At 37.2% G+C, this 23,149-nt stretch carries 24 protein-coding genes; 8 read left to right on the top strand and 16 right to left on the bottom strand.

Annotation, left to right across the window (positions count from 1 at the left end):
* Positions 1-82: 82 nt before the first annotated feature.
* A complete protein-coding gene (locus ABE41_RS10625) occupies positions 83-1,336 on the bottom strand; it encodes a bacillibactin exporter BcbE (RefSeq protein WP_066289863.1) in 1,254 nt (417 codons plus the stop codon).
* A 173-nt stretch (positions 1,337-1,509) separates the two neighbouring features.
* Between ABE41_RS10625 and ABE41_RS10620 the strand changes: the two genes are divergently transcribed.
* Together ABE41_RS10620 and ABE41_RS10615 are read left to right on the top strand one after the other, a co-directional pair.
* A complete protein-coding gene (locus ABE41_RS10620; RefSeq protein ID WP_066289860.1) occupies positions 1,510-2,667 on the top strand; it encodes an aminotransferase A in 1,158 nt (385 codons plus the stop codon).
* A 127-nt stretch (positions 2,668-2,794) separates the two neighbouring features.
* A complete protein-coding gene (locus ABE41_RS10615) occupies positions 2,795-4,246 on the top strand; it encodes a UDP-N-acetylmuramoyl-L-alanyl-D-glutamate--2,6-diaminopimelate ligase (RefSeq protein ID WP_066289857.1) in 1,452 nt (483 codons plus the stop codon).
* 303 nt (positions 4,247-4,549) lie between these two features.
* Here the strand turns inward: ABE41_RS10615 and ABE41_RS10610 are convergent, their stop codons facing one another.
* From ABE41_RS10610 to ABE41_RS10595, 4 genes are all read right to left on the bottom strand, one after another.
* Positions 4,550-8,086 (bottom strand): dynamin family protein, encoded by a 3,537-nt coding sequence (locus ABE41_RS10610; RefSeq protein ID WP_066289852.1) that lies wholly within the window; start codon positions 8,084-8,086, stop codon positions 4,550-4,552.
* 108 nt (positions 8,087-8,194) lie between these two features.
* On the bottom strand, positions 8,195-8,746 hold the full coding sequence (locus ABE41_RS10605; protein ID WP_066289849.1) for a GNAT family N-acetyltransferase: 552 nt from the start codon (positions 8,744-8,746) through the stop codon (positions 8,195-8,197).
* A 60-nt stretch (positions 8,747-8,806) separates the two neighbouring features.
* Complete coding sequence (locus ABE41_RS10600) at positions 8,807-9,307, bottom strand: metallophosphoesterase family protein (protein ID WP_172827352.1); 501 nt, start codon at positions 9,305-9,307, stop codon at positions 8,807-8,809.
* A 71-nt stretch (positions 9,308-9,378) separates the two neighbouring features.
* On the bottom strand, positions 9,379-10,911 hold the full coding sequence (locus tag ABE41_RS10595; RefSeq protein ID WP_066289844.1) for a degradosome RNA helicase CshA: 1,533 nt from the start codon (positions 10,909-10,911) through the stop codon (positions 9,379-9,381).
* 489 nt (positions 10,912-11,400) lie between these two features.
* On the opposite strand from ABE41_RS10595, the gene ABE41_RS10590 reads away from it, so the two are divergent.
* A complete protein-coding gene (locus ABE41_RS10590) occupies positions 11,401-12,810 on the top strand; it encodes a Na+/H+ antiporter NhaC family protein (protein WP_066289842.1) in 1,410 nt (469 codons plus the stop codon).
* A 10-nt stretch (positions 12,811-12,820) separates the two neighbouring features.
* Here the strand turns inward: ABE41_RS10590 and ABE41_RS10585 are convergent, their stop codons facing one another.
* The gene (locus ABE41_RS10585) at positions 12,821-13,447 is read right to left on the bottom strand and encodes a uracil-DNA glycosylase family protein (protein ID WP_066289839.1); all 627 of its coding nucleotides are present in this window, start codon (positions 13,445-13,447) and stop codon (positions 12,821-12,823) included.
* 148 nt (positions 13,448-13,595) lie between these two features.
* Positions 13,596-14,453 (bottom strand): archaetidylserine decarboxylase, encoded by an 858-nt coding sequence (asd, locus tag ABE41_RS10580; RefSeq protein WP_066289837.1) that lies wholly within the window; start codon positions 14,451-14,453, stop codon positions 13,596-13,598.
* 158 nt (positions 14,454-14,611) lie between these two features.
* Here asd and ABE41_RS10575 point away from each other — a divergent pair, with 158 nt between their 5' ends.
* Positions 14,612-14,905 (top strand): HesB/YadR/YfhF family protein, encoded by a 294-nt coding sequence (locus ABE41_RS10575; protein WP_066289832.1) that lies wholly within the window; start codon positions 14,612-14,614, stop codon positions 14,903-14,905.
* Between the two features lie 4 nt (positions 14,906-14,909).
* Here the strand turns inward: ABE41_RS10575 and ABE41_RS10570 are convergent, their stop codons facing one another.
* The 5 genes from ABE41_RS10570 to ABE41_RS10550 all read right to left on the bottom strand — a co-directional run bounded on the left by ABE41_RS10570 (position 14,910) and on the right by ABE41_RS10550 (position 16,778).
* Positions 14,910-15,206 (bottom strand): hypothetical protein, encoded by a 297-nt coding sequence (locus ABE41_RS10570; protein WP_066289829.1) that lies wholly within the window; start codon positions 15,204-15,206, stop codon positions 14,910-14,912.
* Positions 15,206-15,628 (bottom strand): acyl-CoA thioesterase, encoded by a 423-nt coding sequence (locus ABE41_RS10565; RefSeq protein WP_066289826.1) that lies wholly within the window; start codon positions 15,626-15,628, stop codon positions 15,206-15,208. Before ABE41_RS10565 ends, ABE41_RS10570 begins: the two co-directional genes overlap by 1 nt.
* A gap of 86 nt (positions 15,629-15,714) precedes the next feature.
* Positions 15,715-15,951, bottom strand: coding sequence for a small acid-soluble spore protein Tlp (gene tlp / locus ABE41_RS10560; protein WP_066289823.1), 237 nt, complete (start codon positions 15,949-15,951; stop codon positions 15,715-15,717).
* 68 nt (positions 15,952-16,019) lie between these two features.
* Positions 16,020-16,529 carry a hypothetical protein gene (locus ABE41_RS10555; RefSeq protein WP_066289822.1) on the bottom strand — a complete coding sequence of 170 codons (510 nt, stop codon included), beginning with the start codon at positions 16,527-16,529 and terminating at the stop codon, positions 16,020-16,022.
* A gap of 105 nt (positions 16,530-16,634) precedes the next feature.
* Positions 16,635-16,778: an acid-soluble spore protein N gene (locus ABE41_RS10550; protein WP_066241162.1), complete on the bottom strand. Its 144-nt coding sequence runs from the start codon at positions 16,776-16,778 to the stop codon at positions 16,635-16,637.
* Positions 16,779-17,201: 423 nt separating this feature from the next.
* Here ABE41_RS10550 and ABE41_RS20675 point away from each other — a divergent pair, with 423 nt between their 5' ends.
* Positions 17,202-17,330, top strand: a complete 129-nt coding sequence (locus ABE41_RS20675) for an FbpB family small basic protein (protein WP_077364491.1) — start codon at positions 17,202-17,204, stop codon at positions 17,328-17,330.
* A gap of 42 nt (positions 17,331-17,372) precedes the next feature.
* On the opposite strand, the gene acnA is transcribed toward ABE41_RS20675, so the two are convergent.
* Positions 17,373-20,099: an aconitate hydratase AcnA gene (acnA, locus tag ABE41_RS10545; protein ID WP_066289819.1), complete on the bottom strand. Its 2,727-nt coding sequence runs from the start codon at positions 20,097-20,099 to the stop codon at positions 17,373-17,375.
* Positions 20,100-20,384: 285 nt separating this feature from the next.
* Between acnA and ABE41_RS10540 the strand changes: the two genes are divergently transcribed.
* A complete protein-coding gene (locus tag ABE41_RS10540) occupies positions 20,385-20,573 on the top strand; it encodes a DUF378 domain-containing protein (protein WP_066289815.1) in 189 nt (62 codons plus the stop codon).
* An 81-nt stretch (positions 20,574-20,654) separates the two neighbouring features.
* Positions 20,655-20,825, top strand: a complete 171-nt coding sequence (gene sspO / locus ABE41_RS10535; RefSeq protein WP_066289812.1) for a small acid-soluble spore protein SspO — start codon at positions 20,655-20,657, stop codon at positions 20,823-20,825.
* On the opposite strand, the gene ABE41_RS10530 is transcribed toward sspO, so the two are convergent.
* Positions 20,822-21,079, bottom strand: a complete 258-nt coding sequence (locus ABE41_RS10530) for a hypothetical protein (RefSeq protein WP_066289810.1) — start codon at positions 21,077-21,079, stop codon at positions 20,822-20,824. The genes sspO and ABE41_RS10530 overlap by 4 nt on opposite strands.
* A 78-nt stretch (positions 21,080-21,157) precedes the next feature.
* Between ABE41_RS10530 and ABE41_RS10525 the strand changes: the two genes are divergently transcribed.
* On the top strand, positions 21,158-21,298 hold the full coding sequence (locus ABE41_RS10525) for a small acid-soluble spore protein P (RefSeq protein WP_066289807.1): 141 nt from the start codon (positions 21,158-21,160) through the stop codon (positions 21,296-21,298).
* A gap of 134 nt (positions 21,299-21,432) precedes the next feature.
* Here ABE41_RS10525 and selA read toward each other — a convergent pair whose 3' ends face one another.
* Positions 21,433-22,815 carry an L-seryl-tRNA(Sec) selenium transferase gene (gene selA / locus ABE41_RS10520; protein WP_367642151.1) on the bottom strand — a complete coding sequence of 461 codons (1,383 nt, stop codon included), beginning with the start codon at positions 22,813-22,815 and terminating at the stop codon, positions 21,433-21,435.
* A gap of 56 nt (positions 22,816-22,871) precedes the next feature.
* Positions 22,872-23,111 (bottom strand): Rdx family protein, encoded by a 240-nt coding sequence (locus ABE41_RS20670; protein ID WP_083207764.1) that lies wholly within the window; start codon positions 23,109-23,111, stop codon positions 22,872-22,874.
* Positions 23,112-23,149: the final 38 nt, after the last annotated feature.

Raw genomic sequence — 23,149 nt, 5'->3', positions numbered from 1 at the left:
GAAAAGAGCCAAACAAAAAAGAATCACAAAGCAACAATTTTTGAAAAGACAATGGACAAAAGCCTTTTATTCCTTTCTTACTCTATGCCGGCTCCAAATTCTTTGCAGGCTTTGCTTCTTTGCTGCCTTCATCTCCCCCGCCCTTTTCCTTTTCAGGTTTTATTGCAAAGAAGGCGGCTATTGCAGCAAGAATACTTACACCTGCAGATGTATAGAAAACCATTTCGTGTGAGGATTGCATCAGTACTGCATAGATTGGCGGACCTAAAGCTACTCCCACGAATCGCATTGAACTATAAATAGAGGTTATCGTTCCTCTTGCTTCCTTATCTATTCCCTCTGTAATTAATGCGTCCAAACAAGGCAATGCTGCCCCAATACCAATTCCGGCAATGAATAATGCCCCTAATAAAAAATAAACATTCTCAAAAAATGTAATCAGGAAGGCAGATCCTCCGAGAAGAACCATGGATATAAATGTGCACCATTTCATAACTATTTTATTTTGTTTAATTTTTTTCCCTGCTATATATGAGCAAATTGATAAAGCCAATAAAGGAACCGCCAGTACTAAACCTTTCATAACACCTTTAATTCCGTATTTTTCCTCTAAGATGGTCGATAGGTAAAATAAAATTCCAAAAAGGACAAACATAATAACTCCGCCGATAAAAAAAATAGCCATAAGCCATTTACCTTCATTATGAAAAATTTCTTTAACATTCTTTAAAAATTCTTTAAACGGCTGCTTTTCTTGGTCTTTCTTTGGAACTTTAACTAAAAACAGCACCAATAAAATAGAAAGAACACAGAATACGGGTATGAGCCAGAAAGGCAAAAACCAAATAATAGTAGCTAAAAAAGCACCAAGGATCGGGCTTAAAACTTTCCCAATCGTATTAGATGTTTCAATCAGCCCTAAACCTGAGCTTACTTCTTCCTCCTCTTTGAACATATCTCCAACAAGAGGCATTACAACAGGTGCAGCACCGGAAGAACCCACTCCCTGCAGTAACCTTCCTACAAGAATAAGCATGAATGCATTATCCGCTTGCCAGGCCGCCCACCCTGAGATTAGTCCCCCAATCCCTGCGATAAAAAGACTCGGGATAATTACTTTTTTACGTCCATATCGATCTGAAAGGTAACCCGCGATAGGTATTAAAAGAATGGCAACAATTGAATAAACTGTGATGATCATTGAGACCTGAAATGATGAAATCTTTAATTCCTTTTCGATCTCAGGCAAAACAGGTATAAGCATCGAATTTCCCAGCGTCATTACTAGAGGAATTGATGCGAGTGCAAGCAGATCCCATTTTTTCTTTGCTTCCATAATATCCTCCACAACCGTACTATTACCTCTTTAGTATTGTAAAAAGTGCTGAAACCATACAAGAAAATCCACCCATTGACTACAGAAACGAATTAAAGCTACACTTATTGCAAAATGAATTTTAAACAAAATACTCAAAACCGCAAGTGGAAGACGAAAGGAAGTTATTATCAATGGAACATTTGTTAAACAGCCGCGCTAGATCCATTCAAATATCAGGTATACGCAAGTTCTTTAATGAGGTAGCGAAATATCCAGACGCGATATCCCTCACTCTTGGCCAGCCTGATTTTCCTACTCCACTGCATGTAAAGGAAGCAGCTATAAAAGCTATACATAATAACCAAACCGTATATTCACATAACGCTGGATACGAAGAATTAAGGAAAGCTGCTGCTTCATTTCTTTATGAAAAGTATGATCTTAACTATAACCATCAAAATGAAGTTATTGTTACAACGGGAGCAAGTGAAGCAATTGATATCTCTTTGAGAGCCATTTTGTCTGAAGGTGATGAAGTTTTATTGCCTGCACCAGTTTATCCAGGATATGAACCCGTAATTACACTATGCGGAGCGAAAGCTATATATATCAATACCACACGAACAGGATTTAAAGTAACACCAGATCTTATTAAGGAAGTTATTACACCTAAAACCAAAGCCATCATTCTTCCGTTTCCATCCAATCCTACTGGGGTAACTCTTGAAGATAACGAACTTGAAGAACTGGCTGATTACTTATGTAAGCAAAATATCTTTGTCATTTCAGATGAGATCTACAGTGAACTTAGATATAACGGAAAACACCGGTCTATAGCATCTTATAACGGGATGCGCGATAAGACCTTGGTTATTAATGGTCTTTCAAAATCACATAGCATGACTGGCTGGAGAATCGGCCTTTTATTTGCACCTGCTGAGATCCTTCAGCATGTTTTAAAAGTCCATCAGTACAATGTTACTTGTGCATCAACGATTTCACAGGCTGCTGCTATAGAAGCGCTGACTAAGGGCAAAGATGACGCTGCTCCTATGAGGAATGAATATAAAAAAAGATTGGATTACTGTTCTAGCCGTTTGGAGCAGATAGGATTAGCATTTGAAAAACCTAATGGCGCCTTTTACCTTTTCATTCCTATTAAGCAATTTGGTTTAAGCTCTTATCAATTTGCTTTAAATCTCCTTCAAAAGGAACGTATAGCAGTCGTACCGGGTGATGCCTTTTCTTCCCTTGGAGAAGGTTATATAAGGATATCTTACGCTGCATCTATAGAGCAGCTGGAAAAAGGTATGGACGGTCTAGAAAATTTTATAAAAACTATTTCATAAACTGCCCTAAATCGGGCAGTTTTTTCGAATAGTTTACATAACCAGATTACGGTTAAATTTAGGTTTGTGTATAAGAACTCAAATTAGAAAAACACTACAAATACTTTATTAAAAGGATGACGTTTCCGTGAATTTAAAAGCATTATTAAGCCACTTGCACATTGCGGCCAATACAGATAAAGATCCTATAATCACCGGTATTACTTCTCATTCAAAAAAAGTAGAGCCGGGTTATTTGTTCTTTGCTATTTCAGGTGTGCAGGCGGACGGACATCAATACATACAAGAAGCATTTGAGAATGGTGCTGCAGCTGTAGTTGGTGAATATCGTGAAACATCAGCCTCTGGTCTTTACTTTTATGCAAAAGATACGAAGCGACTATTAAGTCTTGCTGCTTCTTACTTTTATGATGAACCTTACAAAAAGCATAAGATGACAGGTATTACTGGTACTAATGGAAAAACCACGACTTCATTTCTATTGCAGCACATCCTAGTATCTCATGGAATTTCAACTGCATTGTTCGGCACAGTTCATCACTTTATTAATACTAAAGTTGTAAAAAGCTCGCATACAACTCCAGACCCTGTTACATTACAAAAAATGTTGAGGGAAAGTAATGATGAAGCAGTTGTGATGGAAGTAAGTTCCCATGGCCTTGAACAAAATAGGATTGAAGGGATAACATATAATCAGGCCATCTTCTTAAATTTAACTCATGATCATCTGGACTATCACGGTACGATGGAGTCCTACTATCAGTGCAAGGCAAAACTTTTTTCATATATAAAACCAAAAGGTACAGCTATTATTTGCAGTGAAGGAAGCTATGGAAAACGATTAATTCAGGAATTGTCTTCAAAGAATACATTGCAGGTTTGGACTTATGGGAAAAGAAAAACTGATCATTTTTATATTGAAGATGTAGGGAAAAATTATTTTAATCTTGTTCATGAAACAATGCATGTAACAGTCCCCCTCCCTTTGCCTGGTGATTATAATGCCTTAAATACCACTGCTGCTATTGCTGCTGCACTTGATTACGGAGTTCCCATTAAGGATTCCATCAACTACCTTAATACCTTCCAGGGCATACCTGGTAGGTTCGAGGAACTTACTCTTTATAATGGGACTGAAGTTATCATTGATTACGCACATACTCCTGACGGGGTATCACAAGTATTAGAAGCAGCCAGAAATAAAGCGGGCAGCCGTCCGTTCTATCATGTTTTTGGATTTAGAGGAAATCGGGACGTGACGAAAAGATCGGAAATGATCAGCATTTCTTTAGAATATAGCGATGAAACCGTGTTAACGGTAGATGATTTAGATGGAGTGACAACAGAGCAGCTTATTCAAGAAACAACAGAAGCGATACCAGTTGGCACGCACTCCCCCACAGTTATTTCTGATAGAACAGAAGCAATCTTTTATGCTCTCAGGAAAGCCCCTCCAAAAAGTGTCGTCATTATAACTGGAAAAGGACCTGAGAACTACAAAGAAAAGTATCAATACCCTTCGGATTCCGATTTATCTACAGTTAAACTTTTTCAATCTTTGAATAAAGCAGCTTTATAACACAAAAAAACAGCACATGCTTAAGCAGCAGTGCTGTTTTTTATGGCTGTTTGTTGATTAGAAGATGTTGTTTCCGCTCCAGGATGCTCGCTTTCCGCGGGGCTCATAAAGAAGTATCTGTGCTCCTGCGTCTGCAAGCTAAATCTGTCGAAGCGTGCTTCCTCGTCGCATGCCTTGCGAGAAGTATACTCAGGTGGTTGGCACGCTGATCCTGCAGGAGTCTCGCACCTTGCGCTCCAATCAACTAGTCAAAGAAGCGTACTCTATAAAAATGTTCAAAAGCAACAACATTGAGCCTTTTTATTAAAGTTGAATTTTATTTAGACAATTTTTCAGCTCATTTATCCGAGCTTCTAGATCTCCAGGTTTTTTTAATTCGTTAAAATAACCGGTGATCTGATTAATGAAATCTTCTCTTGAATGAAATTCTGCTTTCGCGATAACAGACATGTAATGTTGTTCAAGTGCTTTCTCTGCTGATGCAATCCATTGTTCCACTTCTGTCTCTACACGTTTTGCCAAATCATTCTTAAGGTCGTTAGAACCGCCTTGTTCGAAGAATTGTTTTGCATTTTTGAAATAAGATATCCATTCTTTATTATTTCTTCCCGCGCTATCATTGAATTTAGAAGAAAGTGAAGGTGTATAATACAAACTCGAATCTTCTGCAGGAAGCTTTAAGCTAACCTGGAATTCCTCGCCTTTTTCTATCGTATTCTTTTCTTTATCATTGAGATTCCTTTGTATCCATTTATCTAAGCGCAGTGAACAGGCTCTGAATTCCTGGTGAAGATCATGTGCTAACTTAGCATATAATTCTGAGATACATGCATTAAGCTCGGCTTTAGAAGATTTGACAGCAGCAGGATGAATGGTCTCTTTATAGAAATCATGATAGCGAATTAGAACCCTTTGTTTAACGTAGAATAAAAGTTCTTTCTGCTCCTGTTCAAATTGCTTCTTTGCTAAGAAAATATTCTTCGTGCAATATTCCAGCAACGAATTTTCTCTTTGTTGAACAGTATTTAAATATTCATCTTCTTGTTGCAGTCTTTGCTCTGTCTCAGAGACCATATTGTGTACGACATTTTTGGCATGATTCTGAGAAGCTTCTGCACTTTTAATCATCGCCTGTTCAAGATCATTCTCTACATAATGAAACAAGCTTTTAGTAAATAATTCAAAACCGCTCTCAGGATGCCTTGGTTGGGATAGTTCATTTTTACTGGAAACCGAAAATAATCTTGGATTTCGTATCCCAAACGTCTGGAGGTTACCTTTAACATGGTTTACGACATCCAATTTATCTTCTTCGCTGTTAGCAAGATCAGAGGCATTTATGGCAAAGAACATTTTATCGGAAGCAAATGTGTCTTTAATCCTTCCTAACTGTATTAAGAATTCCCTGTCTGCATAAGAGAAGGCATGATTAAAGTAAGTCAGATAGATAATAATATCTGCTTGTTTCATATATTCAAATGCAACTTCTGTATGACGTGAATGAATGGAGTTCGCTCCAGGTGTATCAACGAGAACAAGACCTTTTTCAGTTAATGGACAGCTGTAATATATCGTTATTTTTTTAACAAAACAAGCTTTAGATTCAACAGCCGCAAAGTTTCTGATTTCGGACATATCAGCTTTAATGTGTGTGCCCAGCTGTCCCTTAGAACCTTGATACCCTTCGATAAATGCTCCTATATGCTTATTACCCTCATATTCTTCTTTTGAAATATCTTGTAAAATACTTAAATCATTGTGATTAGATTGAAGAATCATATTGAGTTCATTAAGAACTTCCTGCTCCGATTTCATTTCAATCATTACAGTACCATGCTCATGTTCTTCATCTGGTTTTCGGATTTCATTAATGGCAGCTGTTGTCGGATTTGGTGATGAAGGAAGGATCGCTTCTCCGAACAAGGCATTGGCAAAGGAAGATTTCCCAGCCGAAAATGCTCCAAATAATACAGTTGAAAAAGAGCGCTTCTTTAGCCTGTCAGCAAGCTGATTCATCTCATATGCTATATTTGAAAATCCGGATAATGGCTTTAAAAGGGCTGCTGTTTTGTACAGCTTTTCAGTCTCATCTTGCAGAGTACCATACCTTTTAGATTCTTTCTTTTGCACATCAGAAACAATCTGTTCAGCATATAACGTTTTATTTTCTGTTATCCCACCAAATTTGCTTTTAAACTCTTCAACAGATATCTCATTGTATTGTGATTTGAATTTTTGTTCATACTCTTTCACAGCAAAAAACAGGGGTTCTTCAGCTGTTGCAGCGCTTAACAATTCCTTCTTTTTTTCAGCCCAAATAACAGCTTCTTCTTTTTCCTTTTTAAGAGCTGCTATTTCTTTATTGATCTTTTCTTCTTTATCTTGATGCGTCGCAGAAACTTTATCATTCTCACCTTTTACTAGTGAAATAGCAAAAGAGATACAATCACTCATCTGCTGCCTTGCTTTCTTTTTTACTTCCCCAGCTATGCTATCACAATAATTTATCAGACCTTGTCCCTGTGAAGATAAACCTGATTGGACATAGGAAAATAACGTCTCATCCTTTAGGCTTATCGTTTCCCATTGAGGAAATTCAATCTGAAACTCTTTCTGCAAACTGTTTATATAATTTTGTGCATGCCAGTTTATATGAGCGTCAACAGATTCTTGTAGTTTTTCTTGAAATTCATTTTTTCTATGGGTTCGTTCTTGTTCTGTTTTTTGTTTTGAGAAGAACAAACCTACCTTAAAGTCTTTTTTTGCAGCTTCAATGAACAGCCCTGCTTTTTCTCTGGTTTCATATGGCATTAATTGAGCAGACTCAATTATTTTCACGAACTGATCACGAATGGTTTCTTCTTTTTCCTTATTATATTGTTCAATATCGCTTATTAAAGATTGCTGGTTTTTCTTTTCGTTATTCAATAGTGACAATTTTTCTTCTATAGCCTGTAAGTTAAGTTTGTTTTTTTCATTTTGCTCAACGAACTCTGTCACAAAATAACGAAGCTGGCGGTTTGTTTCCTGAAGAAGCAATTGGTCTTTATTTAATTCGATTTTTTTAATATAAGCTACTAAAGCCGAGAGATCGTTAAAAGGAATTTCCGGGGACCTTACACTTGTAAAAAAGATTTGCTCCTTACTGATTCCAAAAGTTTTGAACGCCTCAAACACGTTTTCTTTAAAGGAATTAAAAGAAAGCTCTTTTTCCTGATGTTTGTCAATTTGATTTATGATTAATCGAATTGATTTGCCCTTTTTATTCAACGAATTGATAAATTCAATATTTGTTTCTGAAAGGATGTGGTTATAATCCATGACATAAAAGATAACATCCGCTAAATGTATGACGTTCTCAGTCGCTTTCTTATGAGCTGGATCTGTAGAATCAATCCCAGGGGTATCATAAAATGCAATGTTTGCCCCAGTACTTTCTTTTGTCTCGTAAAAAAGTTCGATAGCATCTACAAGTTCTGCGTCTTTACATAAAGTCTTGATTTCTTCTACGTTATAAGGATGTTTGAACGTTACCACTTCTTTATTTTTTAGATGAACCACAGCCTTAGGTTCACCTTGTTTCATTTTTACGATATTCGCGCTTGTTGGAATAGGACTTGCCGGTAAAATTCCAGTATTAGATAAAGCATTGATCAAACTGGATTTTCCTGCCGAGAAGTGACCGCAGAATGCGATAGCATACTCTTCTTCCGCCACTTTAAGAAACAGTTCACTAATCTGTCCTGCTTTTTCAAATTCCTTTATTTCATCAAACTTTTCAAATAAGGCAATCAAACGCTGTTTTTCTGTATATAATAATTCTTTTTCAGTTGATTTCATCGTATCCACCTGTCTTCGGGTCATGTATCACTATTCACTTTACCATATATATGATAACGATTTCACCATTGTTTATCATTATCAAAACGCGAAAACAGATTTCTTCCATTAATTCTCTTTCTTCGATTCAAAAAAATAGGCCATAAAAATCTCATCTTCAAATTTACCATCAATGATCGCCTGATTCTTTTGTCTGCCTTCTATAATAAATTCAGCTTTTTCATATACCATTACTGCTTTCTCATTTCCTGAAAAAACAGTAAGCCATAACTTATGTAAGTTGTTTGTACGTGCCCATCTTAAAGTATAGTTCATGACTTGTTTGCCAATCCCGAGGCCTTGGGATTCTTGGTGAATCCACGTCCTGAATATACCGGTATGTTTTTTCATCTCGAGTTCGCCTTTTAAAACTCTAGCTATCCCCACGACTTTTCCCTTGCGTTCAACTGCTGTGTACATGTTACCTTTTAACCTTGTTTCAAGTATAAATTTAATTTCTTCTTCTAAAGAGCGCGGTTCTTCTTTATGAAGGTATCTTCCTGCTTTAACAATCGTCTCAACATGCTTAATGATATCTTGGGCATCCTTTTCATCAACAGGGCGCAATATAATCGTTTCTCCGTTTTTAGCTTCAAAGGAAAAAGTTTCCCCGCTCTTCATACACCATATCCTCCCTTGTCAATATTTTCTTATTATGTCTTTTTCATATCTTGTCATTCATCATGTGAAATAGTGGTGCTGTAATTCATAATCATTAGAATTTATCGTTAATAAGCCATAGGAGAACTTTTTCTGCCTTCGTTTATCGGTGGGTGAACCCGGATTAAATAAGATGATCTTATCCCGTTTCTCCATAAAAGGGATATGTGAATGACCAAAAACGATTAGGTCTGTTTTATCATCAATACATGATTGAAAAGCTCTATCTGGTGTAGTTCTTCCTTTGCCCAGATGGCCATGCACGATTGCAATCTTCATATGTTCTGCCTGTAGCACCTTTTTCTCAGGAAGCTGTTTAGCCCATTCATCTTTTTCTACGTTCCCTCTTACACCATAAACGGGTGCATAGAGACTTAACTCCTCATACACAGATTTTTCCGACCAGTCTCCTGCATGAATGATAAAATCAACACCTTCTTTAAGCACACTAAGGAAATGCTCAGGAAGTTCTTTACCTTTCTTAGGCATATGAGTATCAGCTAAAATCAATATTTTTTTCATTGCAGATATCCTCCTAAATATAAAAAAAGCAAAGGGACTCTTGAGAGCTCCCCTTGCTTTTGTGGATTCATTTATCCTCTGTTTTTAAAATCTTCACGCACGCGTTTTTGTGAACGGTATGACTGGTCACGTCCTCCGCTTCGGCTTCCGCCTTCACGAGATCCGCTTCTTTCACCTTTTGAGAAGCCAGAACGACGGTCTCTTCCGCCTCCACCTTCTCTTTTGCCTCCAGAACCAGAACGTCTGCGGTCAGAGAAACGATTGTTTGGACGGCGCTTTTTAACTGATAAAGGCGGCTCGTCTGTTAAGCTGATCGGAGTTGTATCAGGCTCTTTTGTAAGAAGTTTTAAAGCAGCTGCTAAAAGCGTAACAGAATCATTCTCTTCCAATAATTCAACTGCTGTTTGCTTATAACCGCTAAAGTTATCTTCTTCAACAACTTCCATCAACTTTTCAAGCGTGATCTGCTGTTGTCCTTCCATTGCTTCAGAAACTGAAGGAATCACTCGTTTAACCATTTTACGCTTAGTGATTTTTTCAATCGTATATAAGTGATCGATCTCACGTGGAGTAATAAACGTTAATGCATAACCTGTTTTCCCTGCACGTCCAGTACGTCCAATACGGTGAACGTAGCTTTCAGGATCTTGAGGGATATCAAAATTATATACATGAGATACACCAGAGATATCAAGACCGCGTGCTGCTACGTCAGTAGCAACAAGCACTTCGATTGTATTGTTTTTAAATGCACGCAATACTTTATCACGTTTTGCTTGCGGAAGATCACCATGTATACCTTCAGCTGAATATCCACGTTTACTCAACGCTTCAGATAATTCATCTACACGGCGCTTCGTACGTCCGAAAACGATGGCAAGCTCTGGAGAGTGAATGTCCATGAAGCGGCAAAGCGCATCAAATTTTTGACGTTCTTTCACTTCAACATATTCTTGTTCAATGTTCTTAACTGTCATTTCAGAAGCTTTTACTTTAATAAGTAAGACATCTTTCATGAATTTTGCTGCAAGGTTTTGTATTTGTTTTGGCATTGTTGCAGAGAAAAGCATCGTGTGGCGTTCTGTTGGAACGTTTTCCAAGATCTTTTCGATATCTTCAACAAACCCCATGTTTAGCATTTCATCAGCTTCGTCCAATACCACTGTATGAACTCTATCAAGCTTTAATGTCTTTCTGTTGATATGATCCTGAACTCGACCTGGTGTTCCTACAATAATATGCGGTCCGTTTTTCAATGCTTTTATTTGTCGAACAATCGATTGTCCACCATAGATCGGAAGAGTTTTAATACCTTTAAATTGTCCGATTTTATTAAGTTCTTCAGCAACTTGAACAGCTAATTCTCTCGTCGGTGCTAAAACGATACCTTGCACGAGTCGTGATTTTGTATCCATTTTTTCAATTAGCGGAATTCCAAAGGCAGCTGTTTTCCCAGTACCTGTTTGAGCCTGACCAATTAAGTCAGTACCTTTAAATGCTGTAGGAATAGTATCACGCTGAATTGGTGTTGCTTCCTCAAACCCCATATTGTTGATTGATTGAAGCAACTCGGGACTTAATCCCAGTTCTTGAAATGTTGTCAATGTTCTATCTCCTTTTCTTGACGAAAAAGGTTTATACGATAACCTCGTGGACCTGACATGTGATTAATCTTTTTAAGGTGTCAGCCAAATTGTTTTCAAAATACATCATGATTTGCACATAAAATAGCATTTCCGCTGGTTTAATTGACTGGAAATGCTTAGCCATGTGAATATGCGTAGAAATTAAAAGTTAATAGTTACAAGGCTATCCGTAATTCAAACTTGTTCCGTCCATATATATTCCGTTGTTAAACTTATCACGTAACTATAATAAATGCAACTCTTTCCATCATAAGAAGCATTTAATTATTTTAGTGAAAAGTATTTAAATTGCTTGTGTTTAAGTAATAACGATACTATTTTAACCAATGACGCACTTGTTGAAACATGAAAAAAGCCCCTCAAAATAATTGTTTATTGTATAAGCAGAATAATTTTTTGAAACCATCACACGCTAATCTTATGACTTCGTGTGAAAGAAGGGTTTTTATGAGCAGTAGCTGGGTTTCAGTCATACCGTTTTTAGTTGTAATACCGATCGCAATAAAAACAAAACAAGTGCTGCCAGGTTTAATTGCGGGACTTTTAACAGGTTCTTATCTCCTTAAACCTACCTTTGTAGGAGGACTTGAGAAAATGGTGCAGTTTCTTGTAAAAGGACTGATTGACCCTAAGAATATTAAAATTTTAGTTTTTTTGTATGCTTTTTCAGGATTGATCTCGATGATAAAGCTTTCCGGCGGCATCAGGGGTTTTGTTGAAGAAGCATCCAGCAGAATTCAAACTAAAAAAGGTGCTCTTTTTTTAACTTATGCTTCAACAATAGGGACTTTTGCTGCACCTAGTTTCCGTTTTGTAACGATCGCTCCGATAATGAGAGCGTTGTTAAAGAAGGTGAAAATGTCAACTCAAGAACTCGGCTTTGTTATTGAAACAACAGCCACGCCGATCATCGTTTTAATACCCATCGCTACAGCTTTCGTAGGCTATATGACATCTATCGTAGATATCTCACTTAAAAATGAGAATCTAAGCGGAGATCCATATTCGTTATTTCTCCAAAGCATTCCATATAACTTCTTTTCTTTCGTAATGATCATCGTTGGTGTTTATTTAAGTTTCTTTCACCATTCAAAATCAACGGAAGAAAGCGATCCGGATAATGTAGGAGAAAAAGAAGATGATGATTGGCATAATTGTGATCCTGCCGTAGGAAAAGAGCTGCCTAACAAACCTTGGAATTTAATAATCCCTTTGATCTTAGTCGTTTCTCTCACTCTTCTCCTGACATGGTGGGATGGCTATAAAAAATCTGGAGGATTCTTAAAAGCATTCATTTCAGCAGATGTTATGGATGCTATGCTGATTGCTCTTCTGTTCACCTCGATCTTTACGTTCCTCTTTTTAAGAATCCAGCGCATGAAGACAGGCGATCTATTGAATGGTTTTATATTCGGAGGCAATGAGCTTATGAGCGTCATTGTTTTGCTGGCTGTAGTCTGGGGACTTTCCTCTGTAACTGAAGAGCTCGGTTTTTCTGCTTTCGTTTCAAAATACGCAGGATGGATACCAGCTTCAGTAATTGTACCTTTATTGTTCTTATTCGGCTGTGCAGTATCCTATTTTATCGGTTCTGCTTGGGGTACTTGGGGGATTTTAATGCCTCTTGGGGTTTCAATGGCAGGAGTTGCGGGCGTATCACTGCCACTAGTGATTGGAGCTGTTTTTGCGAGTGGTACTTTTGGAGCTTTTGCTTCCCCGCTAAGCGACGATACGAACACGATCGCGCGGATTTTAAATTTATCAGTAATTAAATATGCACGTTACAAACTGAAACCCGCACTTATTGCTGCTGGTATTACAGCAGTACTATATGGAGTTACGGTCTTTTTCTTTTGAACCTCCTGATTTAGGAGGTTCGTTTTTTATCTTGATCTCTGACAATTTGGATAACATCTCTATACCGTTCTCTTGACCATGAATTATAAGAAGGATGCGGCACTCCTTTTATTATATTCAGCTTGTCCCTCATTGCTAATTGATTTACATACTTTTCCGCGAATTTTCCGCATGGCACGATAATCGAATCATCTTCCATTGTTCTTTTCAATCGATCTTGAAAATCATGTATTAGCAGTTTATTGAACAGTGCCTTATTTTCATCTTTAAATTGATTTGCTGTGCTTTTACGGATAGCTTCTGCAATTTCCAATTCGCCTTTGAATTTTTGAATAAATTGTTTTTCAGGATAAGCCGATTGCTGCAGAGGAAAAGGACAAACGTTGACAATTCCGTAAAAAGTCTGTTTATTATTTTCAGTAATCTGTTTTAAGTATTTTCCCATAGGAAGTATATCTTCTTGCAAAAAAAGTTCCCTTGCCATTGATCTTCCCGAAAGCCCGGCAAGAGGTACTCCTGCCTTAAGTTCTTCTTTATGAGGAGATTCCAAGATAAAGATCATTTTGGAATCACGTGCAATATCAGGCACACTGTAACTGGCTTTTGCTTTTTCAAAAAATTCTTTTATTCTGAGCATGGAATACTCCTTTCTTACTCAAAGTAAAAATCCGGCAAACAAATGTCTGCCGGATATATTTTTGGCTAGTTGATTAGAGCGGTGGATGCGAGAGTTCGCACGTCTCACATAAAATGACCATACTGTACCAGCAATCAATTGCTTCTCGTCAATTAGATGCCGTATACTCTTTCTGTTTTGATGATGCTGGATGCTTTCCAATAATTTCTCCCATGCGCACAGACTTTCCGACTGCAAGGGATTTATCAAATGAAAAATCCTTATCTTCAAACAATAAGATGACTGTAGACCCAAACTCAAAGTGACCTACTTCATCTCCTTTTTCATACGTTACAGGAGCAACGTTCGTTTTCATGATTTTCTTCCATTTACGAACTTTTTCATCATATTTAACCTTTACACTTCCAACAATAAATGCTCCCACTTTTACGATTGCGAGCTTGCCATAGTCTGTATCAGCAAATGTTACGACACGTTCATTTTTAGTAAATAGTCCCTTAACATGATTAACACCAATATCATTAACTGGGAAAAGACGTCCCGGAATGTACGTAGAACTATAAACTTCTCCTTTAACTGGCATGTGGATTCGATGATAATCTTTCGGACTTAAATATATGGTTATAAAGTGACCGCTTTCGAAGTCTGCATTGTCTTCATCCGCAAGGAGTTTTTGTACAGGGTATGATATTCCTTTGGCTTGGATAATCGTCCCCTTTTCAATACGTCCCATTTGTGTGATAAGTCCATCTACAGGTGAAATCGCCTCTGATTCTTCACCACAAATCGGCCGTGCGTCCTGTTTAAGTTTTCTTGAGAAGAACTCAGTAAGATGGGCATATTCATGAATTGGCTTCTCTATTTCAGATAGGTTAATTTTATAATGTTTAGCATAACGTTTCACATATCGTTTGCTAAGTTTCGAACGTCCGGCTTTACCGACGATTGATGAAATTTTATTTTGCGGCAATAAGGTTAAAACTAACCTTGCAACTCGTTGTTTCATTTAATTTCCCCTTTATATGTTAGATCCTGTCAATTAAAAGCTATAACTTATTATAACCATTTTAACATAGATGAAAAGGCATTTTTATTGTTTATTAAATGTGCATATGTCACAATAGCACCAATTAAATTTTGCGCAGACATAAGGAGTGTTCTCATTTGAAAATTCACATGAGCGAAGAAACAGCAGGATATATCATTAAAGACTTTCAAGCAGTAGAAGGTAAAAAAATTCGTTTTTTTGTCCGCTTGGGAGGCTGCAGCACGGTTCAAGATGGATTTTCTCTTGGAATTAATAAAGATACACCAAAGCATCCAGCAGCTGTATTAGACATACAAAATCATGAATTTTTTATTGAAGAAGAAGATGAATGGTTCTTTGACCAAAAGGATTTAACTGTTTCAGTTAAAAACGATGAAATTAAATTTGATTTTCATAACGAAAATAAATAGGCAGTTATAAAAACTTTTGAAGCTCATTCATACGGCCTTCCTGTTCCATTATAGTTCTTTGCTTATCCCCGATCAGATCAAAATGGGGATAAGCATCTCTTTCATGAATCCACTCTGTTTCTAATCCATATTTACTTCCCCACTTTATTAATTTCTGCAAATCCTTGCAGCCAACCTTTGTTACACTCTTTTCATGCGGAAAACGCGGATCAAGCCAAAAGTGTGTAATAAAAGCAATTTGACCTGCTTCCACTTCCGATTTCCATTTCTTAAGCTGAGATCTGTTTATTCCAAATGCCATTATGATCCACTGCTCGCATTTACATATGCGTTATGCCATTCAGGAAAGTATTTCTTTATAGAGATCGGACGGAAGTTTTCCTTTTTTACACAAACATGCGTAGAAATTCCCGTTACACACAACTCATGATTTTCGTTATAAATCTCATAAGCATATACTACTTTAATACCTGAATATTCTTTTATCGCAGTTTTGATAATCGCCTGCTGACCATACGTTAACGGTTTTTTATATGATGCTTGAATGTCAGTTACAGGAGAAAGGATACCTTGTGCTTCCATATCAGCATATTTAAATCCGAGAGACTCGATGAGTTTTGTTCTTCCGATTTCAAACCATACTAAATAATTTGCATGGTATACGACACCCATCTGATCTGTTTCTGCATATCTTACATCAACAATTGTTTCAATAAACTTCATTTGTATTATATCCACCCTTTTTGCTCTTTTTCTTTCCACTTTAGTAGAAAAAGCAAAAAAAGACCAGCATTATGCCGGTCTTCCATTTATTGAAGATCATTGCCTTCTCTGTAGGCTTTTTCTTCCTGGATTTCAATCTGAAACTGTTCGATCGACTCTTGTCTATGCTGATTCTTTTCTTTAATCTGCTCTTTTTGGCTAGCAGTTAAATTCGTGTTATCAGCTGTTTCATTAGCTTCTTGAATGTTTTGCTGTGTATTTTCGACCATTTGCTCTAAGCGCTCAACGTTATTGCTGCGGTCATCTTTGTTTGGTTTTTGCATGATGTATTCTCCTTTGTATTTGAAGTGAATTCACCATAGTGTTTGCAATAAACCAAATAACTTATTCTCTAATTTTTTTGCAGCAATATTGGACTCATGTTCTCAATACTGCTTTTACAAAGATCCGTAAGATACTTCCAATACTCAACAACGCTTTCATCTTCGGAATTTTTCATCGTAATTTCAAGCCAGGCAAGCTCTTCGGCAAGTCTTATAGAAGAACCAATCCAATATTTTTTGTTTTTTACAGTAATTTGAAAAGGTTCTTCAAATCGGAAAGGCAAATAAAATCCTTCCGTATTTGGATGTAGGATGATGTGCTGATAGACCGTTCCTTTTGTAAGCTTTGCGTAAAATAAAAATACCCCATCATTTTTCGCAGCAGCTTTTTTTAGCTTCTCTAACGTTTCAACATTTCCAAGTTCCATCGTAGTAACTTCTTTATCCCAGTTCAATTCTTCACGAAATGGAACAAGATGTCCTAACCTTTGCATTTCAATTTCAAGCTGACGGTATAAATAATCCTGATCATCTTTATTATGTGATACAGGTAATGGTTTGACAGATGCCGTAATCAAACGTACCCCTCCTAATTCTTTCACTACATACATTTTTTCGACAAAATCTTTAATATATGGGAGTCCATGTGAAAATTAGGAGGAGGGAATATTTACATTTTTATTTTATTTGCCTTTTGGAGGAACATAGTCAGCATGATCATGTGACTTATTCGCCATCTTTTTTCCATTGTTACTATTGCTTTCTCTTGGCTGTGTGCCAATATGGTTTGGAACAAAATCTTCTGGAAAGCGTTTTGGATTACTCAAAGGTCTTACCCCCTTTCGCCTTCTTATTACTTTTCCTTTAAACAAATGGCTCTATGCATGGTGGAACAATTCATAATTTGTGGATGATGATAAAAAGTGATTGAGATTTTGTCGCCAGGTGTCGACTCGTGGTTAATTTCAAATTAACGTGGGATTAGTAAGCTATATGGTGGGATTAATTGAATAAACGTGGGATTATTTCGTTTAGCCGAGAGATTAATTTTTTCTGTCACCTCTCTGTTATTTCAAATGGACAAAACAAGAATTTGTACATATGTAAAAAACAGTTTTCTCTTATTTATCACATTTCTTAATTTTTAAAAGAAAAATCACAAAAATCATAAGTATTATTTTTGTACAATTTGATTATTTTGAAATTAATTAGGCAATATTGGTAATATCTGAATATTTAGAGGTGTCATTATGAGAAAGAACAGAAAGATGAGTTTTCGTGAACTTGTTAATGAAAATAAACGCCAGCTGTTAAAAGATGAATCTTATCTTGAACAGCTTGAAAAAAAGCTGGATGAAAAGCATACAAGAAATGGCTGAAAAAAAATCCCTTGCCAATCATGGCAAAGGATTTTTTTATGATTAATTTTGTTTTTGTGAAGAATGTGCAAGCTTATTACGAAGTACCATCGGAAGGATACCGCCATGACGGTAGTATTCGATCTCAACTTCACTATCGAAACGTGCAACAACTTCAAACGATTTTTCAGTTCCGTCTTCAAAAACAGCTGTAACTTTTACAAGGTCACGAGGCTTAACTGTCTCATCAACTTGTACAGTAAATGTCTCTTTGCCTGTTAAGCCGAATGTTTCAGCGCTTTCTCCATCTTTAAATTGAAGAGGAAGAACACCCATAAGCACTAAGTTACTGCGGTGAATACGTTCAAAGCTTTCAGCCAGAACAGTTTGAATACCTAGAAGCGTTGTACCTTTTGCAGCCCAGTCACGGGATGATCCCATACCATAATCTTTACCTGCGATAACCATAAGGCCAGTACCGTTTTCTTTATATTTCATTGCTGCATCATAAATGCTCATAACTTCATTTGTAGGCCAGTAAGTTGTCCAGCCTCCTTCAGTTCCAGGAGCAACAGCATTGCGGATACGAATGTTTGCAAACGTTCCGCGCATCATTACTTCATGGTTTCCGCGTCGAGAACCATATGAGTTAAAGTCGCGAGGCTCTACCCCATTTTTAATTAAATATCTTCCTGCTGGTGTATCTTTACCAATTGCCCCTGCTGGAGAAATGTGATCAGTTGTTACTGAATCACCAAACTTAGCAATCAGTTTTAGATCTTTAAGAGGCTGAATCTCTTTTAACTCTGCTGAAAGTTCTTCAAAGAACGGCGGGTTTTGAATATATGTTGAAGAAGTATCAAATGCGTATAACTGATCTGCTGAAGTTTTCAACTCATTCCAGCGTTCGTTCTCGTCAAATACACGCTCATATTCTTTCTTAAACAATTCGGGTGTAACAGCCATTTTCATTGCTTCATTAATTTCTTCAGAAGTTGGCCAGATATCTTTGAAGTAAACTTCGTTGCCGTCCTTATCTGTTCCGAAAGAATCAGATTGCAGGTTGAAGTTCACTGTACCTGCAAGTGCATAAGCAACAACTAATGGTGGTGAAGCCAAATAGTTAGCTTTTACAAGCGGGTGGATACGTCCTTCAAAGTTTCTGTTTCCTGAAAGAACTGATGCAACTGTTAAGTCATTTTTAGAAATCGCATTTTCGACTTCAAGTGCTAATGGACCGGAGTTACCGATACATGTCGTACAGCCGTAGCCTACAAGGTTAAAACCTAATTGATTCATGTAGTTCATCAAGCCAGCTTCTTCAAGATACCGCGTTACAACTTTAGAACCTGGAGCTAAAGATGTTTTTACATAGCCAGGTACTTTCAACCCTTTTTCAACTGCTTTTTTAGCAACTAGACCTGCTCCAAGCATTACATACGGGTTAGATGTGTTTGTACAGCTTGTAATAGCAGCAATAGCTACAGCACCAGTTTTCATTGTAGAAGTTTCATTTCCTGGATGCTTAACTGTAACTTCCCTATTGATCTCATCAGCAGTTAAACCGAAGCCAGCATTTCCTTGCGGAGCTACTAGAGCTTTATTAAAGCTGTCTTTCATTTGAGATAAAGGAATTAGATCTTGAGGACGTTTTGGTCCAGAAAGGTTTGGTTCGATCTCTGAAAGGTCGATTTCAACAATATCTGTAAATTCAGGATCAGCATCGCCTGCAGTGTAGAATAATCCGTTTTCTTTGCAGTATGCTTCAACTAGCTGAATTTGTTCTTCCGTTCTGCCAGTCAGTCTCATGTAGTTCAGCGCTTCTTCATCAACTGGGAAGAATCCGCAAGTAGCCCCATATTCAGGCGCCATGTTCGATACTGTTGCACGGTCAGCAAGCGGCATTTCCGCAAGACCAGGTCCGAAGAATTCTACAAACTTCCCTACAACCTTCTTTTCACGCAGAACTTGCGTTACTTTTAATGCAAGGTCAGTTGCAGTTGTTCCGTTTGGAAGTGAGCCAGTAAGTTTAACACCGATAACTTCAGGCACAGGGAAATACGAAGGCTGTCCTAACATTCCAGCTTCTGCTTCAATTCCGCCTACACCCCAACCGAGTACACCTAAACCATTGATCATTGTAGTATGTGAATCAGTACCAACTAATGAATCAGGAAACGCAATTGTATCCCCTTCTGATTCACTTGTAAGTACAACTGGTGCCAAGTACTCTAAGTTTACTTGGTGAACGATACCAGTTGCCGGCGGAACTGCACGGTAGTTGTCAAATGCTGATTGAGCCCAGCTTAATAGCTTATAACGCTCTTCGTTACGAGCAAATTCTAGGTTCATGTTATATGCCAACGAATCTTCAGTTCCTGCTTTATCAACCTGAACAGAGTGGTCAACAACAAGGTCAACTGGAATATCAGGATTGATTTGTGAAGGATCTCCACCCATATCTTTCATTGCTTTACGAAGTGAAGCTAAATCAACTACAGCCGGCACTCCTGTAAAGTCTTGAAGGATAACACGAGATGGCTTAAAAGGAACATCGATATCTTTGAGTTCACTTGTACCCCATTTCGCAAGGTTTTCAACATGCTCTTTGTTAATTACTTTTCCATCATACTGTCTAAGTACAGATTCCAATAAAACTTTTACAGAGTAAGGCAACTTTGATACGTTACCAATTCCCGCTTCTTCTAACGCTCCTAAACGGTAGTAGCTATATTGCTTACCGTTGACATCAAAAGTAGAACGGGCATTAAATACATCATTCTTTTTCATGCTCCACTCTCTCCCTTCAGTAACAATCATACACGATTATGAGAAAAATTGTCGAAAAAATGTGCTCAATTCCCTAGTAAATCACATAAAAACTTTTTTTCCCTTTATAATCATATGTAAAACCCTTTCATAAGTAAAATAGTTAATCGTTATCAATCGACATAAGTTTTTCTTATGAGCGGTTGAGCACCGATTAATTTTAATGAACATATATTGAAATATGCAATACAATTTGTTTTATTTATTCCTTCATCAAAATGCCGCAATAAGATCGGAGGGAATAGGATGGAATGGTTAAAAAAATTAGCAGCATTGCTTGTTTTAATCGGAGCATTAAACTGGGGATTAGTCGGTCTTTTTGATTTTAATGCAGTTACAGAAATTTTTGGAAGCGCTGCCACAGTTACAAAAGTTATCTATAGTCTAATCGGGCTCTCAGGATTATGGATGCTTTTATCAAAATACAAATCATGAAGCAGTTGAAGCACTCCTTTTTTTGGAGTGCTTCTTCTTTTTTTATTTTGTACACACTAAGAAAACGGAGGTGAAATAATCATGGGAAGAAATAAAGCAAATCATGTACGTCCTAGCATGAACGCTGCTAAAGCTCAAGGCAAAGGTGCAGGGTACGAAACAGAATTCGGAAACGAAGCTCTAACATTGCCTAACGAAAAACTAAGTGAAGCTGAACGTCAAAACAATAAAAAAACGAAGAAACGTCATTAAGGTTTCGGAAATTGATTTTGAAGCTGTTCTAATTCATTCAAATAATTTTTCAGCTGTGAATGCTGATGTTCTGATGCTGTTTCCAGGGCATTTTCAATCTGCTGGCGTGCCTTCTCATTCTCTGTCATAAAGTGAGAATAATAAACGCCGTATTCACTGTTGGAAGCATTTAACTGTTTTGATACTTCGATTGCATGATGATAACCTTGTTCTGCTGCCTGGTATGCTTGCTGCTTATCTTTGTGATATGGCATAATAACCTTCCTTTTTTGGTTTGATATACCTTTAAGCTTCCATTTTAAATAATTATTATTCAAAAGGAGGGCAATTTTATGGGAGAACATAATACATTTAAAGATATTAGAAAAAATGCACCTAAAGGCGAAAATCCTGGCCAGCCTGCACCAATGAGCGGGTCAAAAAAGGTAAAACAACGAAACCATACAAGACAAAATCATGGTCAAGGCAGTTAAGAATATATAAAAAGACGGGCTAGCCCTTTTGGGATAGCCCGTTTTGTTTTTTTTAGAAGCCAGAAGCCACAATCACATAAAAACTGCTCTTCATCATATAATTTTACTTTTTTTTCAAATAAAAAATGAGTTTCTTAAGCAGTAACTGAATTTATCGCTTCTATTAGAATTGATTCTTCTTCCTCTGTAACTGTTCTTAGATCCAGCAGAACTTCGTCATCTTTAATTCTAACAATTACCGGCACTCGGGTTTCGCGTAACAGGTTTGCCAAATAAGATGCACCGTTATCATGTTTTAAAACGAGGCAATATGTTGGCAATTTCACTTCAGGCATTGTGCCTCCGCCAACTTTTGAAAATTCTTCAATGATATCCGTCTTTAAATTATCCCGATTATGAATCTGCCCCATTAATTCAAGTGTTCTTATTTTAATCTCATCTGGCGTTTTTAAAATATCCCGTACGGTCGGAATCGATAAAAAATCTTCATTAAGATAGGAATTTAAAGTTTCATTCAATGCTGCGATTGTAAATTTATCTACACGAAGCACACGTGCGAGCTGATGTTTCTTTAAAATATCTATATATTTCTTTTTACCTGCAATGATCCCTGCCTGCGGACCTCCTAACAGCTTATCACCACTAAAAGAAACTAAATCAATTCCCTGATTAATTATAGAAGAAACTAAAGGTTCCTCACCGATTCCATGCGCTTGAAATGGATAAAGTGCCCCGCTCCCCAAATCTTCATAGATGATAACTTCCGGTGAATCTGCTTTTAGTTTCATCAACTCAGCTGAAGAAACATTTTTTGTGAATCCAATAACTTTAAAATTGCTCGTATGTACTTTCATCACCATGCCTGTATTTTCATTTATGGCTTTTTCATAGTCGGCGTAATGAGTTTTATTCGTGGTGCCCACTTCTTTTAAAAGCGCACCGCTTTCTTCCATGATTGATGACACACGGAAGGACCCGCCTATCTCAACAAGCTCGCCTCTGGAAACAATAACTTCCTTATTTTTCGCAAGAGCTTTTAAAATAAGATAAACCGCAGCAGCATTATTATTTACTACAAGTACTGCTTCTGCACCAGTCGATTTCTTTATTAAATCCTCTGTCAGATCGTGTCTTGAACCTCTTTTTCCTTGTTCTAAGTTATACTCCAGATTCGAATACATATAGGCTGTTTCTGTCATCCTTTTAACGGCGCTTTCACTTAGCCTTGATCTTCCCATATTAGTGTGGATCACTACACCGCTTGCGTTTATAACCGTTCGAATCTGATTTTTAGGACTGGCTAATTTTTTTCTAATAGTTTCTTTGATGAGTCCCTGAATATCAGCGTTCAAGTCAATGGAATTCCAATCAGTTTGTATACGATTGCGCCAGAATGCTATTGCGTCCTGAACAGCACGTGTTATTTCCTTTTCATTTTTACCATTCATTTCAAGACTGATTTCTTTAGTGACTTCATGAACCGCAGGCAACTGCCTTAAAAGGTTTGATTTTATCAAAATGAAACTCCTCCTAAAAGGCTTAAACAGATATCCTTAAAGGAGGATCTTTCCATTTAAGCATTCAATTTTTCAAGTTCTTGAATGATCCAATCGTGATCAGGAAATTCTCCTGTTTCTTTTTTCGAATAGATTTTACTGCCATTAACAGATACTTCAAATACCCCGCCTGAACTAGGTAAAAGCTCAAGTGATGGAATTTGTGAACGGAAATGGCTAAAAAGGTCCTCCGCGAGACTCGCGGCTTTTGGTGCAAAGTTTCACATCATGCAGAATTCGATACTTACTTTCATCATTCATCCTCCTTTTTTAAGACTATTTTAGTATATCCTTA

It is taken from the genome of Fictibacillus arsenicus, from assembly GCF_001642935.1.
GTDB classification, from domain to species: domain Bacteria; phylum Bacillota; class Bacilli; order Bacillales; family Fictibacillaceae; genus Fictibacillus; species Fictibacillus arsenicus_B.
Note: the sequence above shows the minus strand (reverse complement) of the source record. Positions and strands in the feature narration are given on the sequence as shown.